This is a genomic window from uncultured Sphingomonas sp. (assembly GCF_964250165.1).
Lineage (GTDB): Bacteria > Pseudomonadota > Alphaproteobacteria > Sphingomonadales > Sphingomonadaceae > Sphingomonas.
In genome coordinates this window covers 1-17,953 of sequence record NZ_CAXUEK010000023.1, presented here as the reverse complement: position 1 = coordinate 17,953, position 17,953 = coordinate 1, and the positions used below count along the sequence as shown (strand labels likewise).

General features: G+C 69.4%; 20 protein-coding genes. 6 read left to right on the top strand and 14 right to left on the bottom strand.

Annotated features, from left to right (window positions below; translation table 11 throughout):
• Position 1: 1 nt before the first annotated feature.
• Positions 2-967 carry an endolytic transglycosylase MltG gene (gene mltG / locus ACFE64_RS07020; protein ID WP_375391749.1) on the top strand — a complete coding sequence of 322 codons (966 nt, stop codon included), beginning with the start codon at positions 2-4 and terminating at the stop codon, positions 965-967.
• Positions 968-1,080: 113 nt separating this feature from the next.
• On the opposite strand, the gene pgl is transcribed toward mltG, so the two are convergent.
• From pgl to ACFE64_RS06995, 5 genes are read right to left on the bottom strand one after another with little or no spacing between them, the layout of a single operon-like run.
• The gene (gene pgl / locus ACFE64_RS07015; RefSeq protein WP_375391748.1) at positions 1,081-1,788 is read right to left on the bottom strand and encodes a 6-phosphogluconolactonase; all 708 of its coding nucleotides are present in this window, start codon (positions 1,786-1,788) and stop codon (positions 1,081-1,083) included.
• 30 nt (positions 1,789-1,818) lie between these two features.
• Positions 1,819-3,282: a glucose-6-phosphate dehydrogenase gene (zwf, locus tag ACFE64_RS07010; RefSeq protein WP_375391747.1), complete on the bottom strand. Its 1,464-nt coding sequence runs from the start codon at positions 3,280-3,282 to the stop codon at positions 1,819-1,821.
• A 14-nt stretch (positions 3,283-3,296) separates the two neighbouring features.
• On the bottom strand, positions 3,297-4,211 hold the full coding sequence (gene argC, locus ACFE64_RS07005) for an N-acetyl-gamma-glutamyl-phosphate reductase (RefSeq protein ID WP_375391746.1): 915 nt from the start codon (positions 4,209-4,211) through the stop codon (positions 3,297-3,299).
• Positions 4,208-4,486: an SH3 domain-containing protein gene (locus ACFE64_RS07000; protein WP_375391745.1), complete on the bottom strand. Its 279-nt coding sequence runs from the start codon at positions 4,484-4,486 to the stop codon at positions 4,208-4,210. The genes argC and ACFE64_RS07000 overlap by 4 nt, the downstream gene beginning before the upstream one ends.
• A 25-nt stretch (positions 4,487-4,511) precedes the next feature.
• Positions 4,512-4,838 carry a MarR family transcriptional regulator gene (locus tag ACFE64_RS06995; RefSeq protein WP_375391744.1) on the bottom strand — a complete coding sequence of 109 codons (327 nt, stop codon included), beginning with the start codon at positions 4,836-4,838 and terminating at the stop codon, positions 4,512-4,514.
• Between the two features lie 207 nt (positions 4,839-5,045).
• Between ACFE64_RS06995 and secG the strand changes: the two genes are divergently transcribed.
• The 3 genes from secG (at position 5,046) to ACFE64_RS06980 (ending at position 7,963) form a co-directional block, all read left to right on the top strand.
• Positions 5,046-5,429, top strand: coding sequence for a preprotein translocase subunit SecG (secG, locus tag ACFE64_RS06990; protein WP_375391743.1), 384 nt, complete (start codon positions 5,046-5,048; stop codon positions 5,427-5,429).
• 75 nt (positions 5,430-5,504) lie between these two features.
• Positions 5,505-7,139 carry a CTP synthase gene (locus tag ACFE64_RS06985; RefSeq protein WP_375391742.1) on the top strand — a complete coding sequence of 545 codons (1,635 nt, stop codon included), beginning with the start codon at positions 5,505-5,507 and terminating at the stop codon, positions 7,137-7,139.
• A gap of 65 nt (positions 7,140-7,204) precedes the next feature.
• Positions 7,205-7,963 (top strand): EAL domain-containing protein, encoded by a 759-nt coding sequence (locus ACFE64_RS06980; RefSeq protein WP_375391741.1) that lies wholly within the window; start codon positions 7,205-7,207, stop codon positions 7,961-7,963.
• A 46-nt stretch (positions 7,964-8,009) separates the two neighbouring features.
• On the opposite strand, the gene ACFE64_RS06975 is transcribed toward ACFE64_RS06980, so the two are convergent.
• From ACFE64_RS06975 to ACFE64_RS06960, 4 genes are all read right to left on the bottom strand, one after another.
• Entirely contained in the window at positions 8,010-8,477 is a 468-nt protein-coding gene (locus tag ACFE64_RS06975; protein WP_375391740.1) for an Hsp20 family protein, read from the bottom strand.
• A gap of 301 nt (positions 8,478-8,778) precedes the next feature.
• A complete protein-coding gene (locus ACFE64_RS06970; RefSeq protein ID WP_375391739.1) occupies positions 8,779-9,429 on the bottom strand; it encodes a hypothetical protein in 651 nt (216 codons plus the stop codon).
• Between the two features lie 22 nt (positions 9,430-9,451).
• Positions 9,452-9,757, bottom strand: a complete 306-nt coding sequence (locus tag ACFE64_RS06965; protein WP_375391738.1) for a hypothetical protein — start codon at positions 9,755-9,757, stop codon at positions 9,452-9,454.
• A 119-nt stretch (positions 9,758-9,876) separates the two neighbouring features.
• Positions 9,877-10,140, bottom strand: a complete 264-nt coding sequence (locus ACFE64_RS06960; protein WP_375391737.1) for a GlsB/YeaQ/YmgE family stress response membrane protein — start codon at positions 10,138-10,140, stop codon at positions 9,877-9,879.
• Between the two features lie 259 nt (positions 10,141-10,399).
• Between ACFE64_RS06960 and ACFE64_RS06955 the strand changes: the two genes are divergently transcribed.
• On the top strand, positions 10,400-11,827 hold the full coding sequence (locus tag ACFE64_RS06955; protein ID WP_375391736.1) for a PAS domain S-box protein: 1,428 nt from the start codon (positions 10,400-10,402) through the stop codon (positions 11,825-11,827).
• 25 nt (positions 11,828-11,852) lie between these two features.
• Here ACFE64_RS06955 and ACFE64_RS06950 read toward each other — a convergent pair whose 3' ends face one another.
• From ACFE64_RS06950 to ACFE64_RS06940, 3 genes are all read right to left on the bottom strand, one after another.
• Positions 11,853-12,287, bottom strand: a complete 435-nt coding sequence (locus tag ACFE64_RS06950; RefSeq protein ID WP_375391735.1) for a DUF3617 domain-containing protein — start codon at positions 12,285-12,287, stop codon at positions 11,853-11,855.
• A 65-nt stretch (positions 12,288-12,352) separates the two neighbouring features.
• Positions 12,353-13,342, bottom strand: coding sequence for a Gfo/Idh/MocA family protein (locus ACFE64_RS06945; RefSeq protein WP_375391734.1), 990 nt, complete (start codon positions 13,340-13,342; stop codon positions 12,353-12,355).
• Positions 13,339-14,313, bottom strand: coding sequence for a zinc-binding dehydrogenase (locus ACFE64_RS06940; protein WP_375391733.1), 975 nt, complete (start codon positions 14,311-14,313; stop codon positions 13,339-13,341). The genes ACFE64_RS06945 and ACFE64_RS06940 overlap by 4 nt, the downstream gene beginning before the upstream one ends.
• Before the next feature lie 71 nt (positions 14,314-14,384).
• Here ACFE64_RS06940 and ACFE64_RS06935 point away from each other — a divergent pair, with 71 nt between their 5' ends.
• Positions 14,385-16,262 (top strand): APC family permease, encoded by a 1,878-nt coding sequence (locus ACFE64_RS06935; protein WP_375391732.1) that lies wholly within the window; start codon positions 14,385-14,387, stop codon positions 16,260-16,262.
• A gap of 9 nt (positions 16,263-16,271) precedes the next feature.
• Here ACFE64_RS06935 and ACFE64_RS06930 read toward each other — a convergent pair whose 3' ends face one another.
• Both ACFE64_RS06930 and ACFE64_RS06925 read right to left on the bottom strand, forming a co-directional pair.
• Entirely contained in the window at positions 16,272-17,192 is a 921-nt protein-coding gene (locus ACFE64_RS06930) for a beta-xylosidase (RefSeq protein WP_375391731.1), read from the bottom strand.
• Positions 17,189-17,953 (bottom strand): TIGR04290 family methyltransferase (locus ACFE64_RS06925; protein ID WP_375391730.1); only part of this gene is annotated, 765 nt, incomplete at its 5' end. The genes ACFE64_RS06925 and ACFE64_RS06930, both read right to left, overlap by 4 nt.

Below are 17,953 nucleotides of genomic sequence, written 5' to 3'. Positions count from 1 at the left end.
GGTGAGGCGGCTCGGCTGCTCCGGGCTGACCGCGGCGCTGATCGCCGTTGCCGCGCTGCTCTGGGTCGTTCATGGCTGGAGCGGCGCGGGGCCGAACCCGCGCACGCTCGCCTTCCAGGTGCCCGACGGCGCCACGCTCGCCACTACCGCGCGCGACCTGGAGAAGGCGGGCGCGATCCGCTCCGCCCGCACCTTCCGGCTGTTCGCGCGCGCCTTTGGTTCGGGCGCCGGGGTCAAGGCGGGCGAATACCGCCTGCCCGCCCACATCAGCGCCGCCCGCCTGCTCGGCCTGCTGCAAAGCGGCCGCACGATGCAGCGCCTGGTGGTCGTGCCGGAGGGCTGGCCGGCGGTGCTGGTGCAGGAGGCGCTGGAGCATGCCGACGGGCTGACCGGTCCCGCGCCGCTGCCGCCCGAAGGCTCGGTGCTGCCCGACAGCTACGCGTTCGGCAAGGGCGACACGCGTGCGAGCGTGGCCAAACGGATGCAGCGCGCGATGCGGACCTATCTCGCCGAGGCGTGGGCGCACCGCAAACCGGGGATCGCGGTCAAGACCCCCGCCGAGGCGATCGTCCTCGCCTCGATCGTCGAGAAGGAAACCGGCAAGCCGTCCGAGCGGCGGCTGGTGGCGGCGGTCTATGGCAACCGGCTGAAGCGCGACATGCCGTTGCAGGCCGACCCGACCGTCATCTACCCCATCACCAAGGGCAAGCCCCTGGGTCGCCGCATCCTGGCATCCGAGCTGCACGCCAAGAATGGCTACAACACCTATGCCGAGCGCGGGCTGCCGAAGGGGCCGATCGCCAATCCCGGCCGCGCCTCAATCGACGCGGTGCTCGATCCGGCGGCGAGTCAGGCGTTGTATTTCGTGGCCGACGGGTCGGGCGGGCACGTGTTCGCGAACACGCTGGAGCAGCATAACGCCAATGTCGCGAAATGGCGGGCGTACCGCAAAGAGCACGGGATCTGAGGGAGGTTCATGTGACCAGGCCGTCATCCCCGCCTGCGCGGGGATGACGAACTCAGCGGCGAAACCTGCGGTTTAACCGCCCCAGCGAACTTCGGTCGGCGTCGCGGCCCCGCTCACGCCATCCAGTGGATATCCACCGGCTGCTCCGCGCCCGCGAGCACGCGGCCGATCGGGTAGGGGGACGACTCACCCGCCGTCAGCGCCTGCTCCAGCACCTCGCGCTTCTTGGCGCCGGTGATGACGATGGTCAGCGCCTTGGCCGTGACGATCCCCTGCCGCGAGAGCGTGACGCGCGGCACCGGCGCTTCCTCGGGCAGCGGCTCGGGCATGACGCCCAGCGCCCGACGCTCGCGCGGGCCCGAGAGCGCCTCGTCATAATCGGGGCCGTGGAAGATCGACGCGGTATGCCCGTTCTCGCCCATTCCGAGCAGGCAGAGGTCGAGCGGCCAGTGCAGGTCCTGCAGCAGCGCGTCGGCGGAGCGGCCGGCCGCCTTGTAGTCCGGCGTCGCGGTTGGGACGATCGGCATCACCCGCGCGCCCTTGGGCAGGAAGGTCTTGGCGATCATCGTCACGTTGGACAGCGGGTCGCCCAGCGGCACGATCCGCTCGTCGCCCGGCACGATCGTGACGCGCTTCCAGTCGAGCTTGGCCGCGGCCAGCTTGGCGTAGATCGGCGCGGGCGTCTTGCCGCCGGCGAGCGCGATCACCGCGCCGCCCCGCGCGTCGAGCGCGCTCTCGATCACGAACTGGACATCGCCCGCCACCGCCTCGGCCAGTTCGGTGGCGTCGTCATATTCCCACCATTCGACTTCTTCGGTCATCAACGTCGTCCTCGCTTGAGCGCCTGCATCTCAATCATCCTGCCACGTCACGCCGTCCCGCTCGGTGAGCGCGATGGCGGCAGACGGTCCCCAGCTGCCCGACGCATAGCTTTTGGGCCGCGTGCCGTTCGCCGACCAGCCGGCCCGGATCGAATCGATCCAGGTCCATTGCGCCTCCACCTCGTCGCGCCGCACGAACAGCGTCTGATCGCCCTCGATCAGGTCGAGCAGCAGCCGCTCGTACGCGATCCGCCGCCGCGCGCCCGCGAACTCGGCGTCCAGCGACAGGTTGAGCGGCACCTCGCGCAGCTTGACGCCGTCCCGGTCGAGCCCCGGCTCCTTCGCCATCACCAGCAGCTGGATATATTCCTCCGGCTGCAGCCTAATTACCAGTACGTTGGGCTGGAGCATGCCACCGCGCCCGGCGAACATCGAGTGCGGCACCGGCTTGAACTGGATCGCGATCTCGCTGCGCCGGACGGGCAGGCGCTTGCCCGTGCGCAGGTAGAAGGGAACGCCCTGCCAGCGCCAGTTGTCGACATTGGCCTTGATCGCGACGAAGGTCTCGGTGTCCGATGCCTTGCCGAGCTCGTCCGTATAGCCCTTGACGATCTCGCCGCCGGACGCCCCGGCGCCGTATTGCCCCGTGACGACGACCTTGCCCACGTCCTCGGGCGTGATGCGGCGCAGCGAGTGGAAAACCTTGGCCTTCTCGTCGCGGATCGCCGTCTTGTCGTAGCGCGCCGGCGGCTCCATCGCGACGAGCGCGAGCAGCTGCAGGATGTGGTTGGCGACCATGTCACGCAGCGCGCCGGCGCCATCGTAATAACCGGCGCGCTCTTCCAGCCCCACCGTCTCGGCAATGGTGATCTGGACGTTCTCGATCCCGCGGGCATTCCAGATCGGTTCGAAGAAGGTGTTGCCGAAGCGCAGCGCCATGATGTTCTGCACCGTCTCCTTGCCGAGATAGTGATCGATGCGGAAGGTGCGGTCCTCCGGGAAGACCTTGGCGACCGCGTCGTTGATTTCCTGGCTCGACGCGAGATCATAGCCGAGCGGCTTCTCCAGCCCGATCCGGACGGTCGGGCCGCCCAGCCCGGCCTGTTCCAATCCCGTGATGGCGGCCTCGAACAGCGACGGCGCAGTGGATAGATAGATCGCCAGCCCGCCCGTCACATCGCCGACCTTTTCCGCCAGCGGCTTGAACTGGGCGAAGTCGCTCATGTCGATCGGCTGATAGGCCAGCCGCTGGAGATAGGTGTCGACCGCCGACTCGTCCTTGCGATCCTCGGGCAGGAACTTGTCGAGGGCCTTTTTCGCGAACTCGCGATAGCTGTCGTCGGTGTGCTCGGTCCGCGCCGCGCCGACGATCGTCAGCCCCTGCGGCAGCAGGCCGTCGGCGTGCAGGCCATACAGCGACGGCAGCAGCATGCGCTGGGCGAGATCGCCGGTCGCGCCGAACAGGAGAAGCTTGTTGACGGGATCGCGCGGCATGGGCGCTCCTTTGCTTAGAGGACGAGGCCGGCGAGCGGATCGAGCCCGGCCATCAGGTTGAGGCTTTGCACGGCAGCGCCGCCGGCGCCCTTGCCGAGATTATCAAGCGTCGCCACCAGTCGCGCCTGCGTCTCCGCCGCGTCGGTGAAGACGTAGAGATCGAGGCGGTCGCTCGGCGCCGCGCCGCTCGCCATCAGCAGCTCGTCGGGCGCCTCGTCATGGACGTGGATCAGCGGCCAGCCTGCAAAGAAGGCCGCCAAGGCGTCGTGGATCGCCCGCCGGCTCGGCCGCGCCGGCAGCGCGACGAGCGGCAAGGGCACCTCGACGATCATGCCGCGATAGGCGCGCGACACCATCGGCGCGAACACCGGAGGATGGCTCAGCCCGGCATGAACGGTCATCTCGGGCACATGCTTGTGGGCAAGGCCGAAGCCATAATCGCGAAACGCCAGATCGGGCGCCGCGTCGAACCGCTCGATCAGCGTTTTGCCGCCGCCGGAATAGCCCGAAACGGCATTGACGGTCAGCGGCCAGTCCGGGGGCAGGAGACCGGCACGGAGCAACGGCACGACCAGCGCCAGGAAGCCAGTCGGATAGCAGCCCGGGTTCGCCACCCGGCGTGCGTCGGCCACCTCGAACCCCAGCTCCGGAAAGCCATAGGTCCAGCCGTCGGCCGTCCGGTGTGCGCTGGAGGCGTCGATCACCCGCGTCGTCCCGTCGATCAGCGCCACCGCCTCGCGCGCCGCGTCGTCGGGCAGGCACAGGATCGCGACGTCGGCGTCGTTCAGCGCCTCGCGCCGTGCGGCCGGATCCTTGCGCCGCGCGTCCTCGAGCGTCAGCAGCGACAGGTCGGTCCGCCCCGCCAGCCGGTCGGCGATCTCCAGGCCCGTGGTCCCCGCCGCCCCATCGATGAAGACGCAGACGGTCACGCCAGCTCCAGCGCGGCGCGGTCGACATAGCCGACGCGGCCCGCCGCCGTGGCGATGCCCCAGCCATGCATACCGGCTAGCTCGAGCAGCTCGAACGCGTCGCCGGGCGCCAGCTCGGCCAGCCGTTCGCCGCCGTCGCGCTCGGCGAACACGCCCGCGGTTCGCCCCGCCACACAGGTGATCGGCGCGGCGTAGTGCGGCGCGAACACCTGCGCCGCCAGCCGCACATCGGCCAGGTCGCCGCGCACGGCGTGCGTCTGCGGGTCAAAGCGCACGGAAGGGCCGGTGAGCGCGAAGACGCTACGCGGCGACGTGATGGAAGAGCGCGGGCCGGGGGTCTCGTTCGCCGATGAATTGCCCGAACTCTTCAAGAAACTCGGCTCCCTGGGACGTGCGCGCGACGAAGATGTTGCGCTTGTCGCTGTCGTCCCGCTGGCGGCGCAGATAGCCGAGCGCGCCCAGCCTGTTCAAGGCGCGCGTCACCACCGGCTTGGAGACGTTGAGCGCGCGCGCCAGACCGCGGACGGTGTGTGGCCCGGGATTGAGGTAGACCACCATCAGCAGGGCCATCTGCCGGTTGGTGAGGTCGGGCTCGCCCGAGCGGACATAGTCCACCAGCGTGGCCATCCAGTTCGACAGGGTAGGGCCGGCCGTCGCCAAGCGCATCGCTCTTTTCCGATCGTGTGCCCCACCATAACGCCCTGCCGAAGCCCTGGTTTCGCGCGGCCCGGCACATTGCGGGGCAGACCGGCGGACCGGCGGCGCGGTTGATCGCGCGGGGGGGCTCGCCTATGTCCCCGCCGACGTCCCGGTCAGAAAGAGCACGCCCGCGCCATGTTTCCCTTCCTGCTCGTCCTCCACGCGATCGTCGCCGCGGTGCTGGTGACCTTCATCCTGATGCAGCGCTCGGAGGGCGGTGGCCTGGGCATGGGCGGCAGCCCGTCCGGGCTGATGAGCGCGCGCGGAGCGGCCGATTTCCTGACGCGCGCCACCTCGGTGTCCGCGGCGCTGTTCGTGGCGCTCTCGATCCTGCTCGCCTTCCTGGCAGCCACCCGGCACAATCAGGCGCTCGACACCTCGCTCGCCCGCCGCGCCGCGACCGCGCCCACCGCGGTGCCGCCGCCGGCGATCGATCCCGGCGCGCCGCCCGCTGCCGCGCCCAATGCCGCCGCGCCGGCGTCGCCCCCCGACAACTCGTCGGTCCCGCTCGCCCACTGATCCGCCGGCGCGAGCGATCTTCCGTCGCGCGGGTGCTTGCCGCGCGCGTCCGTTTGCCGCTATCCGATGGTTCCCATGGCCCGGTTCATCTTCATTACCGGCGGCGTGGTGTCTTCGCTCGGCAAAGGCCTCATGGCCGCCTCGCTCGCCGCCCTGCTGCAGGCGCGTGGCTACCGTGTGCGCCTCCGCAAGTTCGATCCCTATCTGAACGTCGATCCGGGGACGATGAGCCCCTACCAGCACGGCGAGGTCTACGTGACCGACGACGGCGCCGAGACGGACCTGGATCTGGGACATTACGAGCGCTTCACCGGCGTCGCCTCGCGCCAGTCGGACAACATCACCAGCGGCCGCATCTACAAGACGATCATCGAGCGCGAGCGCCGCGGCGACTATCTCGGCGCGACGGTGCAGGTGATCCCGCACGTCACCGACGCGATCAAGGCCTTCGCGCGTGCCGAGACCGACGATCTGGATTTCGTGCTGTGCGAGATCGGCGGCACGGTGGGCGATATCGAGTCGCTGCCCTTCATCGAGGCGATCCGCCAGCTCAGGAATGATCTGGGCCGCGGCCGTTCGGTGTCGGTCCACGTCACGCTCGTCCCCTACATCTCGGCGGCCGGCGAGCTGAAGACCAAGCCGACCCAGCATTCGGTGCGCGAGCTCGCCGCGCTCGGCGTCCGGCCCGACGTGCTGGTGTGCCGCTGCGAGCAGCCGCTGCCCGCGTCCGAGCGCGCGAAGATCGCGCTGTTCTGCAATGTGCCGGCCTCCGCCGTGATCCCGGCGCTGGACGCCAAGAGCATCTATGCGGTCCCCCTCCAATACCATGCCGAGGGGCTGGACGAGGAGGTACTGCGGGCCTTCGGGATCGAGCCCGGCGCCGCGCCCGATCTCGGCCGCTGGCGCGACATCGTCGACCGGCTGACCAACCCCGAGGGCGAGGTGACCGTCGGTGTCGTCGGCAAATATGTCGGGCTGCAGGACGCCTACAAGTCGCTCAACGAAGCGCTGGTCCATGGCGGCATCGCCAACCGGGTGCGCGTCAACATCCGCTGGATCGACGCCGAGCTATTCGAGGGCGAGGGGGAGGACGTCGCCGGGGCGCTGGAGCCCTGCCACGCGATCCTCGTTCCCGGCGCGTTTGGCGAGCGTGGCGCGGAGGGCAAGATCGCCAGCGTCCGCTTCGCGCGCGAGCGTCGGGTGCCATATTTCGGCATCTGTTTCGGCATGCAGATGGCGTGCGTCGAAGGCGCGCGCGACCTGGCCGGCATCGCCGCGGCCTCCTCGACCGAGTTCGGTCCGACGTCCGAGCCGGTGGTCGGTCTCATCACCGAATGGATGGGGCCTGCCGGGCTGGAAAAGCGCGAGGCGGCGGGCGATCTCGGCGGCACGATGCGGCTCGGCGCCTATGAGGCGCGGCTGGACGGCAACTCGGTCGTCTCGACCATCTATGGCGAAACCACGATCAGCGAGCGCCACCGGCATCGCTACGAGGTCAATACCGGCTATCGCGACGCGCTGGAGAAGGGCGGGCTGGTGTTCAGCGGCATGTCGCCCGACGGCACGCTGCCCGAGATCGTCGAGCGCCCCGATCACCCCTGGTTCGTCGGCGTTCAGTTCCACCCGGAGCTGAAGAGCAAGCCGTTCGACCCGCACCCGCTGTTCGCCAGCTTCATCGCCGCGGCGGTGAAGCAGAGCCGGCTGGTCTGACCGGAAACGCCTTCTTAGGCACTGGCCGCTAGTCGCGGTGTTCGGTCAAGCGAGGCAAGGTCAGCATGACGTGTGAGGGTTGCCGGACACGGGCGGAGGATTTCGGCCTGTCGATGGCGTTTCAGCCGATCGTCGATGTCGAGACCGGGCGACCCTATGCCTATGAGGCACTGCTGCGCGGCAACAATGGCGAGGGTGCGGCCGAGGTCCTGTCCCGCGTCACCTCGGCCGACCGCTACGCCTTCGATCAGCAGTGCCGAATCGCCGCGATCGAGCAGTCGGTGGCCGCGGGCATCATCGACACCGGGGCCAGGCTGTCGATCAACTTCCTGCCCAACGCCATCTACTCGCCCGTCGCCTGCATCCAGGTGACCCTCAAGACCGCACGCGCCGTCGGTTTCCCGACCGGGCGGCTGATCTTCGAGTTCACCGAGAACGAGCAGATGACCGATACCGCGCATGTCGCCAATATCGTCGACAGCTATCGCCGGATGGGCTTCGCGACCGCGCTGGACGACTTCGGCGCCGGCCATGCCGGGCTGGGGCTGCTCGCCCGCTTCCAGACCGATCTGGTCAAGCTGGACATGGAGCTGATCCGCGACATCGACGCAAGCCTGCCGCGGCGGCTGATCGTCGAAGGCATCGTCAGGATGCTCACCAAGATGGATATCGCGGTGATCGCCGAGGGCATCGAAACCGAGGCGGAGTACCGCGTGCTGCGCGACTTGGGCATCCGGTATCAGCAGGGTTACTGGTTTGCCCGGCCCGGCTTGAGAACGCTGCCCGCGATCGCGCCAAACTCGGCTCGGCGTATCGCCGCCTGAGAAAGGCAAGGCCCCGGATTATCGCCGGAGCCTTGCCTGAGGTCGATTACGCGGCCTGCGCCGTGTCGGTCGCATTCTCGACGGCGGCCAGCGGCGCACCCGTCTTGATCGCCACGGTCTTGGGCTTCATCGTCTCGGGGATCTCACGAACCAGGTCGATCACCAGCAACCCGTCGTTCAGTCGTGCATCCTGCACCAGCACGAAGTCGGCCAGTTCGAAGCGGCGCTCGAACGAACGGTTGGCGATGCCGACATGAAGGAAATCGCCGGAGGGCGCCTTATCATCCTTGCGGCCGGCGACCAGCAGCAGGTTCTGCTGCGCCGTGATGTCGATTTCGTCGCGGGTGAAACCGGCGACCGCGAGCGTGATGCGATAGCGATCCTCGGCCAGTCGCTCGAGATTGAAGGGCGGGTAATTGTCTGCGGTCGTGCCGCGGGCGCTGGTCTCGAGCATGTCGAACAGCCGGTCGAAACCGATCGTCGAGCGGCGATAGGGGGTGAGATCGAGTCGCATATCAAATCCTCTGCTGAGCGAGTTGATGTTGACCGAGCGCCCGCCGATGGCGCGACGCCCGTGCGGCCCATCCGGCGCCGCAGCGGTGATCTGGGGGCCGTTTCGGCCATTTCAAGCATGAATCCGGCTCGAATGCGCGCGCTGGCGACAGGCGCCGAATGCGGCCGACACACAGCCGAGGGCGGGAGATCGAACGACCTCCCGCCCCGATTGTCGGCCGTAGCGAGCTAATTCGCCGGCCGCCGGCGCGCTCTGAACCAGCGCTCCGGCGGATGACCCAGGACCGGGCTGCGGCACGCCATCAATATCGGTCAACGCCTGCTGCGGCCGTGGCCCCGTAGCGGTTACGCTCCTGGTCGACCTGATCGCGTGTGTACGCCGGAGCATCGGCATCGAAGGAACTCCAGCCGGACTGGCGATATGCGGCGCCGCGGGTCGTCGCGTCGACCGACTTGTTACGGTCCAGCACCGCCTCGGCCTGCGCGACATGGCCGTCGGCCACCTTGGCGCTGACCAGCGTGCCGCCGCGCCGCACGCCTTCGGAATAGACGTTCGCCTCCTCCTCGCTGTGGCCGCTGTTCTTGAGCGCGCCGACGAGGCCGCCGGTCGCGGCGCCCCCCGCCGCACCGATGCCCGCGCCGACCGCTGTGGCGGCGAGCCAGCCGGCGGCGACGACCGGGCCCAGCCCCGGGATCGCCAGCAGACCGAGGCCCGCCAGCAGACCGCCCGCGCCGCCCAGCAGCGCGCCCGTCGAGGTGCCGCGGCTGACGTCGCCGTGGTCGTTGACGCCGTCGTGATCGTTGACGCCGTCGTGATCGTTCACCTCGCGACCATGGGCGTTGTTGGCGACGATGCTGATCTCGTCATGGCTGATGCCCAGCCCCTCCAGTTCGCGCACTGCGGCGGTGGCATCGGAGTAATCGTCGAACAGGCGGGTGATGGTCTTTGACATGGTCGCTCTCCGTAATTGGGGATCAATGGACGGTGACGTTGCCCTTGTAGTCGAGCGCGACGTTCACCTTGGCGCCGCCCTTCATCGCCGTGCCCTGCCAGACGCCGTTCCGGTTCTTGGTGAGCTTGCTCACCGCGCTGTAGCCGCCCTTGGCGATGCGCCCGCGCGCCTGTGCCTCGGTGAACGAGTTGCGGCCCTTGGCCGCCATCGCGGTCGTATGGACCGCGGCGTTCTTCATCGCCGGGTTGTGGGATCCCGCGTTGGCCTGGGCGAACGCGCCCGTGGCCACGGTCGCCGCCGCGGCGGCCAGGATAATCGAGATGCGCATAGCTCTCTCCTTGGTGAACTTTTATCGTGTGCGCGGATCAACGCCCCGGTAGATGAGATGGGGCCGCCCGGGCGCCGGGGGCGTCGATCCGCGCTGCCCGCCGCCCGAGCGATCGCCGCTCAGCGCACGGAGCCGCGACGGACCAGGTTGATGATCGCGAGCAGCACGATCGCGCCCAGCAGCGACACGATGATCGACTGAATGCCGATGACGCCGCTGGTGATCGGCGCGCCGCCGATCAGCGGGGTGACGATGAACCCGGCCAGGATCGCCCCGACGATGCCGACGACGATGTTGAGGAAGAGGCCGGTGTTGTCCCGCATGATCATGCTGGCGATCCAGCCGATGATGCCGCCGACGACGAGAAGAACGAGAAGACCCATGTTACCCTCCGACTTCGCTGCACACGCGGCGGAATACCGGTGCACCTGGATAGTCCGGCTGCATCAACGCCGATTGCGAGAGGACGTTCAGCGGACGCTGCTGCAGTTCGGGCATCGATAGGTGCTGATGTAACGATGCCGTTGGTAGCATATGGGGTTGTACCCAGGAACTCCGCGAGGATCACGGCGCTTTCACGACATGGGACAAGATCGGACGAACACGCCCCCGCCGCCGACGCTGCGCCACCTGGAGCAGCTGATGGCCGACCTGACCGCCGGCATTATCCTCGTCGATCCGTCCGGCACGCTGATCGGGGCGAACGCCGCCGCGCTGCGGATGCATGGCGTCGGCAATCGCGAGGAGCTGGGCGCGACCGCCGACGACTATTGCCAGCGTTTCTGCCTGCGCTACCGCAACCACCACCGCCTGCCCAAGCGTGAATACCCCATCATGCGGATGCTGGCGGGCGAGAGTTTCCCCGACATGGTAGTCGAAGTGGCGCCGATCGGCACCAACGAGCCGCGCTGGACCCACGCCGTCCACGACGTCGTGATGGACGAGGACGGCGGTGACCCCGATTGCCTGGCGCTAGTGATCCAGGACGTGTCCGAGCGCTATGACGCCGAGGCGCGGTTCGAGGCGATGTTCCAGGCCAATCCGGCGCCCGCCCTGATCCTGCGCCTGGCGGACCAGCGCTACATCCGCGTGAACGCGGGCTTCGCCGAGCTGTGCGGCTGCCCGCGCGACGCGATCGAGGGGCGGCACCTGCGCGACCTCGACATTCTCGCCCGGGCCGAGCGCCACGCCTATGTCGCCGAGCGGCTGGCGGCCGGCGCGACCATTCCGCAGGTTGAGGCGCAGCTGCCGCTGCCGGACGGTTCGACGCGGCTCGTGATCCTTGCCGGCCAGCCGATCGAGGTGGCGGAGCAGGCCTGCATGCTGTTCACCTTCGCCGATCTGGAACCGCGGCGGAAGGCGGAGCACGCGCTGCGATCGAGCGAGCACCGCTCGACGACGATGTTCCGGCTCGCGCCGGTGGCGATGGCGGTCACGTTGCTGCCGGATCATCGCCTCGTCGAGGTCAACGAGGCGTTTTCACGGCTGACCGGCAGGACCGGGCATGAGCTCGTCGGTCGCGTGGCGGACGACTTCCAGCTGTGGAACGACGCAGCCCTGCGCCAATCCATGGAGGAGGAGATCGAACGCCGCGGCGGGCTCCGGACGTGCGACGTCCGCATCCTGCCGAAGGACGGCGATCCCGTCGATTGTCTCGTTTCCGCGGAGGCGGTCGACGTCCGCGGCGAGCGCTGCGTGCTATGGCTCTATCAGGATGTAACCGCGCGGCGCCACAGCGAGATCGAGCTGGTCGAGGCGATCGAGGCCGTGATGAAGGATGCGAGCTGGTTCAGCCGCTCGATCATGGACAAGCTCGCCACCCTGCGCGGTAGCGGCGTCGCGTCGGCGCCGGCGACGGGCGAGCTGAGCAGGCGCGAGCGCGAGGTGCTGGAGCTGCTGTGCGAGGGGCTCGACGACCGGGCGATCGCCGGTCGCCTGGGCCTGTCCGGCAACACGGTGCGCAACCATGTGTCGCGTCTTTATGCCAAGATCGGCGTCAATCGGCGTAGCGCGGCGGTAATCTGGGCGCGGGAACGCGGGATCGGCGGACGCGCCGCAGACCGAGATTGAAGGCGTTGCGAAAGGCCGTCCGCCGCTAGCGGCCGACGCGGGCGGCGCGCTGGTCGAGCGCGATGCGCAGCGCCCCTCGCGGGGTCGTCCCCGTCACGGTGGCGCGACCCGTAAAGCCGGTCGCGTCATAAATGCCGGTCCGGACGATGCGGACCGGCTCGCCGCGCTTCTGCGGACAGGTGAGCCCTTGAGCGTAGCGGCCGTCGGCGATGCTCTGGCTGTCGACGTGACAATTCGCCTTGGGATCCGGCGCGAGCAGTTCGGCCACACCCTGGCCGGCCGCCAGACGCTTGTGTTCGGCCTTGGCCTTGCCGCGCGCCATCCGTTGCAGGAATCTCGGCACGCCGGGAATAGAAAACTCGACAACGGTCGAGGTGACGTCCCAGGCGCCCGGCGCGACGGTCTGTGCCGTCGCCAGGCTCGGGAGCAGGGTCAGCAGGATGGCGAGCAGGCTGCGCATGAGCAGGCCCTGCCCCGCCGACGAGGTGGGGGCAACCGAGGATGTGAGATAAGCCGGTTGGGCGGTCAGCCTGCCGCGGCGTACACCGCATCGAGCGCGCGGGCGACCTGCGCCAGCTCCGCGGTAGCGGGGTCGAAGCGTTCGCCCCCCGCCAGACGGCGCGCCCAGTCGGCCGCGGCGCGCCCACCCCAGTCGTCCGGACCTTGCGTCAGCCCTTCCGCGCGCGTGCCGTCGAACCGTTCGGCGGTGAAGTCGTAGAAGCTGCCCGCGACATTGCGTAGCGCCGCGCCGCCGCGCGTGCCGTAGAACGCCGCCTCGATGACCGCATCCTGGCCGGCATGCAGTCGCCAGGAGCAGGCGAGCCGCACCGCGACGCCGTTCGCCAGCCGGAACTGGGCGGCGGCATAGTCCTCCACCTCGCTCGATCCGGACGACAGCAGCTGGCCGCCGGCGCGCAGCTCGGCCGCGACGGCGCCCTCGACTGTCGGAAAGTCCAGCGCCCAGAGCGCGAGGTCGACCAGGTGAACGCCCAGATCCATCACGCACCCGCCGCCCGATTGCGCGCGGTCGTAGAACCAGGGCTTGTCCGGGCCGTAGGCGTTGTGGAAGGTCAGATCGACCGCAAACAGCTCGCCCAGCGCGCCGTCGCGGACCAGCGGCGCGATCGCCTGCATGCCGGCGGTGTAACGGTAGGAGAAGTCGACGCAGAGCAGCCGATCCATGGCCCGCGCCGCGGCGATCACGGCCTCCGCCTCGCCGGCGTTGCGCCCCAGCGGCTTCTGGCAGAACACCGCCACGCCGGCGTCGAGCGCCTTGATCGACTGCTCGGCATGGAGCGCGGACGGGGTCGCGATCACCACGCCGTCCAGGTCGAGCGCGAGCAGGCCGTCGAGCCCTTCGACCACGGCCGCGTCGGGCGCGAGGGCGTGCGCCTCCGCGGCCATCTCCGGCGAAGGATCGGCGATCCCGACCGCCGCGACCAGGCCCGTCTCCAGCATCGCCGCCATCCGGTGCCGCCCGATCCAGCCGGTGCCGAGAAATCCGATGCGCTTCATGACGGGTCGAGATCGATCCAGGCCTTCACGAAACCCGCCGGCTTGTCGCGCGTCGCCGCGATCGCCGCACCGACCTGCGCGAGCGGATACCGGTGGGTCAGCAGCGGCGCGAGCTCCAGCCGGCCGCTCGCCACCGCGTCGATCGCCTCGCGCAGCCCGCGCATCTGCACCGCAGGATCGCGCTCGTGGGCGTTGACCACGTCGATGCCCTTCCAGTTCCACATCTGCATTGACACCTGACGTGGGCCATCCTGATGATAGCCCGCGATCACCAGCCGGCCGCCCTCGGCGACCAGCTCGCCGGCAAGATCGAGCGGCCATTGCTTGCCCACCGCCTCGATCACCCGATCGCAGCCGCGGCCGTCGGTGAGCCGCTGCACCTCGGCGATGATCGCATGGTGATCGTGCATGGGGATCGTCTCGGCCGCGCCGTAGCGCCGCGCGAGGTCCAGCGACTCCGCGCGCCGCGAGATCGCGATCACCCGCGCGCCGGCGTCGCTCGCCAGCCTGGTCAGCACCGCGCCGAGGAAGCCGATGCCGACGATCGCCACCGTCTGGCCCAGCTCGATCGCGCTGCGCCGGAAGATGTTGAATGCGCAGCCGAGCGGCTCGCCGGGCATCGGCCGGCCGGACAGGGCAGGGGGTAGCGTCACCGTCCGGTCGGCCGCGACCACCTCCCGGCCCGCGAAGCTCCAGCCGCCCAGAAACGCCACGCGATCCCCGATCGCCGGCGTCGTCACCCCGTCGCCGACCGCGTCGACGACGCCCCAGCCTTCATGCCCCATCCCGCCGGGCTCGCCGGGAAAGCTGGACCACGGCTGGCCTTCGAAGGGCTCGACATTGGAGGCGCAGACGCCGCAGCCTTCCAGCCGCACCCGCACTTCCCCCGGGCCGGGCGTGGGCGCCGGGACCTGGGCCAGGTCCATGTTTCCGGGCGCCGTCAGCACCGCCGCATCCATCATCTCGCTCATCGCCGGTGCCGATGCCCGCTCGGCGGCGACGCGTCCAGAACCAAGTCGGGACAGCGGCGTTAGGTCCAGCAATGAAGATGATCGATCTGCTCCTCGGCCGCCGCCTCGCCAACCGCGAAGGGGAGGAGCAGAAGATCGGCTGGGTGGCGGCGGTGCCGGCGATGGGGCTGGATGGGTTGGGCTCATCTTCCTACGGGCCGGAAGCGGCGCTCACCATTCTGATTCCGCTCGGCGCAGCGAGCCTCGCCTGGGTCGGCTGGGTGATCGCGCCGATCGTCGTACTGCTGGTGGTTCTGTACCTGTCGTACCGGCAGACGGTGGTCGCCTACCCGTCGAACGGCGGCGCCTACACGGTCGCCAAGGAGAATCTCGGCGCCGCCGCCTCGCTGGTGGCGGCCGCGGCGCTGATGATCGATTACGTGCTGAACGTGGCGGTGGGCATTTCGGCGGGGGTCGGCGCGCTCACCTCGTCGGTGCCGGCGCTGCATCCCTGGACGCTCCCGCTGTGCCTCGGCGTCCTTGCCGTCGTGGCGCTCGCCAACCTGCGCGGGACGCGCGAGGCGGGCTGGCTGTTCGCGCTGCCGACCTACGTCTTCATTGCGAGCTTCCTCGCGCTGATCGCCTGGGGCGTGGCGCAGATCGTGCTAACCGGCGGCCATCCTCATCCTGTCGTGCCGCCGCCTGCGCTCGCCCGCGGCACCGAGGCGGTCGGGCTGTGGCTGCTGCTGCGCGCCTTCGCGGCGGGCTGCACCGCGATGACCGGGGTGGAGGCGGTGTCGAACGGTGTCGGTGCGTTCAAGGAGCCGGTAGTCAGGCACGCGCACTGGACGCTGACCCTCATCTGCGGGGTGCTCGGGCTGCTGCTCGCGGGCATCGCGCTGGTGGCGCACGGCTATGGCCTCGGCGCGATGGACCAGGCCAAGCCCGGTTACCAGAGCGTGCTGTCGCAGCTCACCGCCGCCATCGCGGGCCGCGGCGTCGTCTACTACGTCGCCATGGCGAGCCTGCTCGCGGTGCTGTGCCTGTCCGCCAACACCAGCTTCGTCGGCTTCCCGCGGCTGTGCCGGCTGGTGGCGCTCGACGATTATCTGCCGCGCGCCTTCGCCGTGGCGGATCGGCGGCTGGTCTTCTCGGTGGGCGTGCTGTTCCTGACCGTCACGGCCGGCGGGCTGTTGATCGTGTTCGGCGGCATCACCGACCGGCTGATCCCGCTGTTCGCGATCGGCGCGTTCCTCACCTTCACGATGAGCCAGCTCGGCATGGTGGCGCATTGGCGCAAGCAGGAAGGCCGCAATGCCGGCCGGCTGGCCCTGAACGCGCTCGGCGCGGGGACGACGATGGTCGCGCTCGCGGTGATCCTGGCGGCCAAGTTCCTGGAAGGCGCGTGGATCGTGGTGCTGGCGGCCCCGCTCGCGATCGGCGTGCTGCTCGCGGTAAAGCGCTATTATTCCCGGCTCAACCACCGGCTGCGGAGCCGGGAGGCATTCAGCGTCGAGGAGACCGAGCCGCCGACGGTGCTGGTCGCCTATGAGGAACGCAACCGCATGACCGATCGGGCGCTGCGGTTCGCGATGACCTTGTCGCCGGACGTGATTGCCGTCCATCTGCTGAGCCTCGGCGGACCGGACGAGGACGAGCGGATCGCCGAACGCCGGCGCGCCTTCGAGCGTGAGATCGCCGCACCGGTGCGCGAAACCGGCCAGCGACCGCCCCGGCTGGTCCAGATCGCCGCGCCCTATCGCGACATCCAGGGGCCGCTGCTCGAGCTGGTCGACCGCATCGACGCCGACACGCCCGGGCGCTCGGTGGCGATCCTCATCCCCGAGCTGGTGCTCCGTCACTGGTGGGAGCGGCTGCTCCATTCGCGCCGCGCCGCCCGCCTGCGCACCGCGCTGCTCGCGCATGCCGGGCCGCGGCTGATGGTGGTAAGCTCGCCCTGGCGCAGCTGAGCCGCCGCGTCAGGCCGCTGCCGAGGCGGCCCGCACCATCGCCGGCGCATAGCGCTCGATCATCTCCTGGCAGAAGTCGGCGAACTGCTGCGGATCGCGCGCGGGGCTGGTGTGGTGCGGCTCGACGCCGAGATGCTCGGGGGTGAAGCAGAAGGTGACGGTCAGGTCGAAATCGGCCAGCGCCGCCATCTGCCGATCGAACCAGTCGAGCGCGCCCGGGCGGTGACGATCGGCCCAGCTCAGCCCCGTGCGCAGCCGCTTCGTCCCCAGCCGCTTCATCCAGCGGACCGCGTCGTCGAGCCGCGGATCCTCGAAATGAAACCACTGCATCAGCCCCATCTCGCCCGCCACTCGCGCATAATGTTCCAGCGCCGGTTTGGGTGTCCCGTCGGCGCGGATCAGGCCCATGTAGAAATGCCGGTAATAGCTGGAGCCCTCGGCCTCGCGATGGCGGGTCGTCGCGCCCCATTCCATCGGCAGATCCATCAGCGAATACCAATAGACACGCGGCACGCGGCCGATCAGCAGCTCGGCGGTCCGCTGCACGCCGAAGACCTGCACCTCCTCCGCCCCGAACGAACCGACGCCGACCTCGGTCACCCAAACCGGCTTGTCGGTCACCGCCTCGATCTCGGCGACCTTGGCCGGCCAATCGTGGATCGACCACAGGTTCCAGTCGAGCGGAAAGCCGTGCACCGCCACCACGTCGACCTGGTCGAGCCCGCCATGGCCCTGCATCCGCCGCACCCAGAGCGGGTCGATCGGGCTCATGCCGCCGAGCACGCGGGTGAGCGCCGGGTTGACGCGCGCGATCGCCTTGCCGGCGAGCGTCACCGTGTCGGCGAAGATCGACCAGTCGGGGTCGAGCGCCGGATCCCAGTGCGACTTGTTGTTGGGCTCGTTCCAGATCATCGCGGCTTCGACGGTCATCGCGCCGCCTCCCGCGCCGGATAGACCGCGGCCGGACCCCACTCGGCATAGGGCACCGGCGCGACCCGGCAGAGATACACTTCATCTTCGGGATGCGCCTCGACCGTGAAGCCGGCGGCGCGCAGCATCGCCTCCGAGCAGGCCCGGTTGGGCGCCCACCAATTGGTCCAGTCGCCGGCGAACCGCCGCTCGATGAAGTGCATCTTGGGGTAGGCCACCGCGTCGAAAAAGGCGGGCGGCTCGAACGTGCCGGGCTTGTGGAAGGGATGATCCTCAATCGGCTGCCAGCCCGCCGTGGAGCCCTGCTGCATCGTCTGGAACAGCATCAGATCGCCGGCGACATGCTCGCGGATGAGATCGAGCGCGAGCAGCGGATGGCGCAGATGGTAGAGCACGCCCATGAAGATCACGAGGTCGAACCGCTCGCCGAGCGCGCCGACGTCATAGACCGAGAGGTTGCGGAACTCGACATCCGCGAACCCCAGCGTCGCCGTCGCGAGCCGCGCCTGGGCGAGATAACGTTCGTCCGCATCGATGCCGAGCACCCGGGCCGCGCCGCGTTTGGCCATCTCGACCGAGTAGAAGCCCGCGTTGCAGCCGATGTCGAGCACGGTCTTGCCGCTCAGGTCGGTGGGCAACGCGTCGGCGAAACGGGCATATTTGAAGCGCGGATAGTCGCCGAGGAAATGGTCGGGCGCGGTCTCGACGCCGCCGCCCAGATCGATGTTGTGGAACCAGGGCGCGAGCGCCGTCACCTTCTC

Bases quoted from the DNA above. Each gene is read 5' to 3' on its own strand.
- ACFE64_RS06980 (WP_375391741.1), top strand. From the start codon at position 7,205: ATGACGTGTGAGGGTTGCCGGACACGGGCGGAGGATTTCGGCCTGTCG.
- ACFE64_RS06985 (WP_375391742.1), top strand. From the start codon at position 5,505: ATGGCCCGGTTCATCTTCATTACCGGCGGCGTGGTGTCTTCGCTCGGC.
- ACFE64_RS06945 (WP_375391734.1), bottom strand. From the start codon at position 13,342: ATGAAGCGCATCGGATTTCTCGGCACCGGCTGGATCGGGCGGCACCGG.
- ACFE64_RS06955 (WP_375391736.1), top strand. From the start codon at position 10,400: ATGGCCGACCTGACCGCCGGCATTATCCTCGTCGATCCGTCCGGCACG.
- ACFE64_RS06940 (WP_375391733.1), bottom strand. From the start codon at position 14,313: ATGAGCGAGATGATGGATGCGGCGGTGCTGACGGCGCCCGGAAACATG.
- ACFE64_RS06935 (WP_375391732.1), top strand. From the start codon at position 14,385: ATGAAGATGATCGATCTGCTCCTCGGCCGCCGCCTCGCCAACCGCGAA.
- secG (WP_375391743.1), top strand. From the start codon at position 5,046: ATGTTTCCCTTCCTGCTCGTCCTCCACGCGATCGTCGCCGCGGTGCTG.
- ACFE64_RS06960 (WP_375391737.1), bottom strand. From the start codon at position 10,140: ATGGGTCTTCTCGTTCTTCTCGTCGTCGGCGGCATCATCGGCTGGATC.
- ACFE64_RS06965 (WP_375391738.1), bottom strand. From the start codon at position 9,757: ATGCGCATCTCGATTATCCTGGCCGCCGCGGCGGCGACCGTGGCCACG.
- ACFE64_RS06930 (WP_375391731.1), bottom strand. From the start codon at position 17,192: ATGACCGTCGAAGCCGCGATGATCTGGAACGAGCCCAACAACAAGTCG.
- ACFE64_RS06975 (WP_375391740.1), bottom strand. From the start codon at position 8,477: ATGCGACTCGATCTCACCCCCTATCGCCGCTCGACGATCGGTTTCGAC.
- ACFE64_RS06950 (WP_375391735.1), bottom strand. From the start codon at position 12,287: ATGCGCAGCCTGCTCGCCATCCTGCTGACCCTGCTCCCGAGCCTGGCG.
- ACFE64_RS06970 (WP_375391739.1), bottom strand. From the start codon at position 9,429: ATGTCAAAGACCATCACCCGCCTGTTCGACGATTACTCCGATGCCACC.
- ACFE64_RS06995 (WP_375391744.1), bottom strand. From the start codon at position 4,838: ATGGCCACGCTGGTGGACTATGTCCGCTCGGGCGAGCCCGACCTCACC.
- pgl (WP_375391748.1), bottom strand. From the start codon at position 1,788: ATGACCGAAGAAGTCGAATGGTGGGAATATGACGACGCCACCGAACTG.
- zwf (WP_375391747.1), bottom strand. From the start codon at position 3,282: ATGCCGCGCGATCCCGTCAACAAGCTTCTCCTGTTCGGCGCGACCGGC.